6 protein-coding genes are annotated in these 6,760 nt (G+C 69.0%); all 6 read left to right on the top strand.

From position 1 onward, the window contains the following. Positions 1 to 1,109: 1,109 nt before the first annotated feature. The 6 genes from OU415_RS28535 (at position 1,110) to OU415_RS28510 (ending at position 6,703) form a co-directional block, all read left to right on the top strand. A complete protein-coding gene (locus tag OU415_RS28535; protein WP_270952424.1) occupies positions 1,110 to 1,283 on the top strand; it encodes a DUF1737 domain-containing protein in 174 nt (57 codons plus the stop codon). 208 nt (positions 1,284 to 1,491) lie between these two features. Next, positions 1,492 to 1,887, top strand: coding sequence for a ribosome silencing factor (gene rsfS, locus OU415_RS28530; protein ID WP_270952423.1), 396 nt, complete (start codon positions 1,492 to 1,494; stop codon positions 1,885 to 1,887). Beyond that, positions 1,884 to 2,498, top strand: coding sequence for a histidine phosphatase family protein (locus tag OU415_RS28525; protein ID WP_270952422.1), 615 nt, complete (start codon positions 1,884 to 1,886; stop codon positions 2,496 to 2,498). The genes rsfS and OU415_RS28525 overlap by 4 nt, the downstream gene beginning before the upstream one ends. Positions 2,499 to 2,598: 100 nt before the next feature. Then, a complete protein-coding gene (locus tag OU415_RS28520; RefSeq protein ID WP_270952421.1) occupies positions 2,599 to 3,459 on the top strand; it encodes a DegV family protein in 861 nt (286 codons plus the stop codon). Positions 3,460 to 3,572: 113 nt separating this feature from the next. Further along, positions 3,573 to 4,355 carry a ComEA family DNA-binding protein gene (locus tag OU415_RS28515; protein ID WP_270952420.1) on the top strand — a complete coding sequence of 261 codons (783 nt, stop codon included), beginning with the start codon at positions 3,573 to 3,575 and terminating at the stop codon, positions 4,353 to 4,355. Further along, entirely contained in the window at positions 4,352 to 6,703 is a 2,352-nt protein-coding gene (locus OU415_RS28510) for a ComEC/Rec2 family competence protein (protein ID WP_270952419.1), read from the top strand. Before OU415_RS28515 ends, OU415_RS28510 begins: the two co-directional genes overlap by 4 nt. Positions 6,704 to 6,760 lie beyond the last annotated feature (57 nt).

Genomic DNA, 6,760 nt, shown 5'->3' with positions numbered 1-6,760 from the left:
TGATCTGCCTGGCCCGACGACGCTGCGACGTCCTGTTCGCCATGCTCAAAAACAAGACCCACTACCAGCCAACCCGACCCACGGCGCCCCCAGCAGCCGCTTGACAAAACCATAGGAACACCCCCCCCGAGGAGTGCCCCTCTCGAAAGCCCGCGTGCGTTTCGCGCAATGCTCGGCAGGAATAAGAATAGGAGGAGTAGAGGGGGGATCACGAGCGGATTCGCGGCGAACCGTTTGATCGATTCCATGTCATTCCATGTGACAATTCCCCAGGGGGCGTTGTATAGGCAGAAGGTCGACGTCGCCAAAACCGCAACATGAAGTACATTTTTCCAGAATGTGCGGTAAATTGCTCCTCGGCAAGTGTCGATCAGGGGGCGTGGTTCTACGCCCGCGTCAGAAATTTCTTGAATCGCTGCGCTTTCTAGTGGAAAGGAAGAGCTGCGCCACTTCTTCCAGATTCGTCCTGCGATGCGACCCGCAGCACGTGTACCCTCTTTGATCGATACGAACACTTGTACCCCTTCGGCCTATGCCGCCCGCCGTGGACTTCCCGAAGCTATATTCGGTTTTTGACCAGGCAGAACTCTAATGCGTACGCCCTTGACTTCGAAGCAGTCGACGTGAGATTGCCATGTCAGGACCAGGACAGGCGGGCCAGCAGCCTAAGATGACGCGGCGCGATACTAGAAGCAGCCGGATTCGCGCGTAGCCGCTGTGTTCACGCCGAGAGGTTCTGCGGGCACTTGGGCTCGGTGACTAAGCTGATCGTGCCCCGCCTTTCGGCAGGCACCCTTGCGAGGACGTCGAGAGTGGCGAACAGCAATGTGTGGGGCACCCCTGCAGGTGAGGGAAGGGGCATGCCGGGTACAAATCCGGTACAAGGCGGTACGGCGACTGCCGGAAACTGACGACAAACGATCACTACTGTTATCCCTGCTCATAGTCGCTTTTCTTGGGGGGAGTTACTGCTGGTCGGGGAACCCCTTGGTGCAGTACATCTCGTAACGCGGCCTCTACTGCGGTTTCACCCCGGAGCGGGGTTCGTAGGTCGCGGTGGTGCGTACGACGCTGTCGGTTCGTCGGTGGGGCGCCGTACTGTCTTCGGTGTGGAAAAGCTGCGCTACCGCTTCATCACCGGTCCCGATGATGCCGAGTTCTGCCGTCGGATCAGCGGGTTGCTGGAGGAGGGCTACATCCTCCACGGCGGGCCGACGTTGACCTGCAAGGGCGACACCGTGATCGCCGGGCAGGCCGTGGTCCTGCCCTCCGATCAGGACTGATCCCGGTCCCGCTGCGGCGAACTTCCGTGGCGTTCGCCTCAGCGCATCGGCGCTGGTCCCGGTGCAGTTTGAAAACGATCGCGTTCTTCGGGCATAAAGGACGATGTGACCGGTGGTCGCGTGAGGTGGTCCGTCCTGGCGTGCCGCGGGCTGGCCTATCCTCTACCCCGGCGTGGGCGCACACCGGGCCCACCTCGAGAGGAGTGACGTGGCAGCCACTGAGAACGCCCGCCGACTGGCCCAGATCGCGGCGCAGGCCGCGGCGGACAAGAAGGCCACCGACGTGGTCCTGCTGGACGTTTCGGAGCAGCTGGTCATCACCGACTGCTTCCTGATCGCTTCGGCGTCCAACGAGCGGCAGGTCGTGGCGATCGTCGACGAGATCGAGGAGAAGGTCCGCGAAGCCGGCACCAAGCCGGTGCGCCGCGAGGGCGCGCGCGAGGGGCGTTGGGTCCTGCTGGACTTCGTCGACCTCGTGGTGCACGTCCAGCACGCCGAGGAGCGCTCCTTCTACCAGCTGGAGAAGCTGTGGAAGGACTGCCCGCGCATCGAGTTCGAGGACAAGGACGCGCCCGCGGCGGACTCGTCGGACGCCGAGGCGTGAGCCTCGACCGGCTGGTGCTCTGGCGGCACGGCGAGACCGACTACAACGCTGCCGGACGCCTCCAGGGACATCTGGACAGCTCGCTCACCGAGACCGGACGGCAGCAGGCCCGCCAGGCGGCGCCGGCGATCGCCCGGTTCTCCCCGGACATCGCGGTCAGCTCCGACCTGAACCGCGCGCGGACCACCGCTGAAGCGTTCACCGAGGTCAGCGGCACGTCGGTGCGGTTGGACAAACGGTTGCGCGAGACGCACCTGGGCGAGTGGCAGGGCCTCAGCGGAGCTGAGGTCGAGCACGGCTGGCCCGGTGCGCTGGACACCTGGCGATCGTCCCCGACGTGGGCGCCACCGGGCGGGGAGACCCGCATCGAGGTCGCCGAGCGCGCCGCGGAAGTGGTCGAGGAGCTCGACCACCAGCACCGGGGCACTGCGCTGCTGTGCGCGCACGGCGGGCTGATCACCGCGGTGACCGCGAAGCTGGTCGGGCTCCCGCTGGAGTTGTGGCCGGGACTGGGCGGCATCGGCAACTGCCACTGGGTGGTGCTCAAGCGGCGCAGCGAGACCCACTGGCGGCTGCTGGCCTACAACACCGGGATGCCCGCCGGGAACTGATCCGCTGCTCGTGCCGATCGGCACCGCGGGTCCATCGCCGTTGGGCGCACTGCGGGCGAGCACTGATCGGATTCGGCGTGCGACGTCGTAGGGTTGCGGTGTGCCCATTGCAGTCGTCACCGATTCGACGGCGTACTTGCCGGCCGGATACGCCGAGCAGTACGCGGTGCGGACCGTTCCCCTGCACGTCAGCGTGGACGGCGCGGTCGCGGTCGACGAGTCGGACTTCGGCCCGGACGATCTAGCGCGGGCCTTCGCGCGAAAGCACCGGGTGACCACTGCGGGCGCGACGCCGCAGGAGTTGGCGAGCACCTTCCGGGCAGCTCTCGACGAAGGCGCCGACGGTGTGGTGGCTATTCACCTGTCCCGGCAGCTTTCCGGCACCTGGGACGCGGCCCGGCTGGCCGCCCGCGAGGTCGATCCGGAACGGGTGCGGGTCGTCGACTCGCGTTCGGCCGCGATGGGGCTGGGGTTCTCGGTGCTGGCCGCCGCCGAGGTCGCGAAATCCGGCGCTGACCTGGATGAAGTGGTGCGCGCCGCGACCACGACGGCCGAGCGGACCACCACCTTGTTCTCCGTGCAGACGCTGGAGTACCTGCGCCGCGGCGGGCGGATCGGCACCGCTGCGGCGGTGCTGGGCACGGCGTTGGCGATCAAGCCGTTGCTGCACGTCCACGACGGGCGCATCGACGCGCTGGAGAAGGTCCGCACCACCACGCGAGCCATGTCCCGGTTGCTGGAGATCTCCTCGTCCGCAGCGGGTTCCGGCGCAGCGGCCATCGCGATCCACCACCTGGCCGCGCGGGAGCGCGCGGAGCAGCTCGCGGGCCGGATCCGGGCCGAACGCGGTGAGTCCGTGGACTGCGTGGTTTCGGAGGTGGGCGCGGTGATCGGGGCGCACATCGGGCCCGGTGCGGTGGGTGTCGTGGTTCTCCCGAACGGGTGGCGTTCGCTCGATTGAAAACCTTTCGGCGGGCGGATTCCACACCATCGGGCTGAATCCGCGTCCACTGTGGTCAAATCTGCGAAAAATAAAGCTGCACAAGGCTTTTCGATTGCTCTACCTTCGTCGTCATGTTCGACGTACAAGCATTCCGCGCTGCTGGTGAACCCGACGAAGAACTCGACCCGCGAAGCAGGCTGCAGTCCCTGGGGCGACATGCCGCCCGCGACGACGCAGCGGAGCGCGCCGGGCCAGGCTACTCGGTGTCGCCACCAGAACCGGCGCCGCGCACGCGCATGCGCAAGTTCGCCGAGAGGTGGCTGCCCGAATCCCTGCTGAGGTCCAGAGTGGACCCCGGACGGGCAGGGGTGCTCGCCCTCGCCCTGGTGGCTGCTGTGCTGCTGGTCGGGGTAATCGCCTTGACGTGGACGTCGCGGTCTGTCGCCGATCCGGCGCCACCGCCGGTCCTGCCGCCCCCGCTGCCGGCGACCAGCGCAGCCGATCAAGAACTGGTCGTCAGCGTCGTCGGCAAGGTCAGCAGGCCAGGTCTGGTCACGGTCGAGCCCGGCAGCCGGGTCGCCGATGCGGTCGAGGCCGCCGGCGGCGCGCTGCCGGACACCGACCTGACCGGGCTCAACCTCGCCCGCCGCCTGACCGACGGGGAACAGCTCTACGTCGCGGTGCCGGTTCCGGCGCAGGCCCAGCCGGGGAAGGGCGGCGACGGCAAGGTCGATCTGAACACCGCGACGGAGGAGCAACTCGATGAACTACCAGGCGTCGGCGAGGTCACCGCCAAGCGGATCGTGCAGTGGCGAACCGAGCACGGTGGCTTCGACTCGGTGGACCAGCTGCGGGAGGTCGACGGGATCGGGGGTTCGCGCTTCACCCGGCTGCGGGAGCTGGTGCGGGTATGAGCACCGGATTGGACCTCCGGCTGGCGCCGACCGCAGCCGCGGTCTGGACGGTGACGTTGCTTGGCCTGCTGGTCGGGTGGGGCACGGCAGCGGCGACGGCGGTGTTCGCATTGCTGGCGGTTCCGCTGGTGTGGCCGGTCTCCAGGGATCGGGCTTGGGCCAGGGGAGTGCTGGTGGTCCTGCTGCTGGCCGGTGTTGCCGCGGCCGGAATGGCGGTCCGGAGCTATCGAGCCGAGCACCACCCGGTGCGCCAGGCGGCTCAGCACGGCGAGCGGCTGACAGCGCGGGTGACCTTGACCAGCGCGCCGATCCCCTTGCGGGGACCGGCTTTCGGGACGCAGCGAGCGCAGGACCGAGCCCTGGTTCGTGCCGCGCTGGAGACCGCTGACGTCGTCGGCCAGCGCGTGCGGGCCGGTGGATCAGTGGTGCTGCTGGTGCCGACTGAGCAGTGGCGAGAGCTCATCGCCGGGCAGCAGGTGACGGTCCGGGGCAAGGCTGCGCCACCGCGCTCAGGGGAGCTCACCGTTGCGGCGATGCAGGTGTTCGGAGCGCCGACCGAGGTCAGTTCGCCACCGGGTTGGCAGCGCGTGGCGGCGGACCTGCGGGACGGGCTGCGCCGCACGGCTTCGGCAGAGCTGAGCCCGGCTGCGGCCGGACTGCTGTCAGGCCTGGTCGTGGGCGACACCCACGCTCTGCCGCCGGAGGTGGAGCAGGACTTCGAAACCGCAGGTCTCACGCACCTCCTGGCGGTGTCTGGTGCCAACCTGGCGATCGTGTGCGGCGCGGTGCTCGTGGTCCTGCACCTGATCGGCGCGGGACCGGTGCTGTCGGCAGCGGGGGCGGGTGCGGCTCTCGTCGGGTTCGTCGTGCTGGCAGGTCCGGAACCGAGCGTGCTGCGAGCGGCGGCGATGGGAGCGATCACCCTGCTGGCGCTGGTCCTGGGCAGACGGCGTTCGGCGCTGCCGGTGCTGTCGGCGAGCGTGATCGGCTTGCTGCTGCTGTTGCCGGAACTGGCCACGAGCCCGGGGTTCGCCCTGTCGGTCGCGGCCACGGCCGGGCTGGTCCTGCTGGCGCCGAGGTGGGCCGCGGCTCTGCGGGACCGTGGTGTTCCGATCGGCGTTGCGGAGGCGATCGCGGTCCCGCTGGCGGCGCACGTCGTCACGGCTCCGCTGATCGCGGCGCTGTCCGGGACCGTCAGCCTGGTCGCGGTGCCGGCGAACCTGCTGGCAGGTCCGGTCGTCGCGCCGGCGACCGTGTTCGGGGTGCTGGCAACTGTGGTCGCGCCGTTCTCCGGATGGCTGGCGGGCCTGTTCTGCTGGTTGGCCGCGCCGGAGCTGGAATGGCTGGTGCTGGTCGCGGACCGCGCGGCAGCGGTGCCCGGCGGATCATTCGACTGGTTGCCCGGCACCGCCGGTGGTCTGCTGCTGGCGGGGCTGGTCGTCGTCGGCTTGATCTTGTTGCGCGGCAAGCGGTTCCGCGTCCTGGCATCGGTGGCGCTGCTGCTCGTGGTGCTCGTGCTGGTGCCGGTGCGCAGCGTTGTGTCCGGCTGGCCGGTTCCGGGCTGGAGCATGGTGGCTTGCGACGTCGGGCAGGGCGATGGGCTGGTGCTCGCCACCGGGCGGCCGGAGGAGGCGGTGGTGGTCGACACCGGCCCCGACCTCGAGCGGTCGGCGGCGTGCCTGGACCGGCTGGGGGTGCGTCGGATCGCGCTGGCCGTGCTGACGCACCTGCACGCCGATCACATCAGCGGACTCACCGGTCTGCTGGGCAAGTTCTCGGTCGGCGCGGTGGCGGTGGGGCCGCTGCGGGAACCGGCGTGGGCGATGAAGGAGGTGGTGCGGGATACCCGTGCACATCGGGTTCCCGTCGTGCAGATGCAGTCCGGGCAGCGGACGAGCTGGCCTGGTCTCGTGCTCGACGTGCTGGCCCCGGACCCGGCGCTGGCCCGGACGCAAACAGCGGAGGACGCCAACGACTCCTCGATCGTGCTGCGGGCCACCACACCGGCCGGAAGGCTGCTGCTCACCGGCGACGTCGAGCTCCCGTCCCAGGGGAGACTGCTCGCCTCCGGGCTGGACCTGCGGGCCGACGTGCTCAAGGTGCCGCACCACGGATCCCGTTACACCACACCGGGTTTCCTGCACGCGGTACGACCGGGGACCGCGCTGATCAGCGTCGGCGACGGCAACAGCTACGGGCACCCGAGCCCGTTCGTGGTGGACACGCTCACCCGCGCAGGCACGAGAGTTCTGCGCACCGACCAGGAAGGAGACATCGCGATCCTGCCGGGCCCACGAGGTCCACGACACGTGTCACGAGGAGATCCGCTGCGCGCGGTCGACCGCTGAACTCCAGTCCGCTGTGGACGGACGAGAACGCGGTGCCGCCGGAATCCCAGCGGCACC

It is taken from the genome of Saccharopolyspora oryzae (assembly GCF_027853915.1).
GTDB classification, from domain to species: Bacteria; Actinomycetota; Actinomycetes; order Mycobacteriales; family Pseudonocardiaceae; genus Saccharopolyspora; species Saccharopolyspora oryzae.
This window is presented reverse-complemented; position numbering and strand designations above follow the sequence as displayed.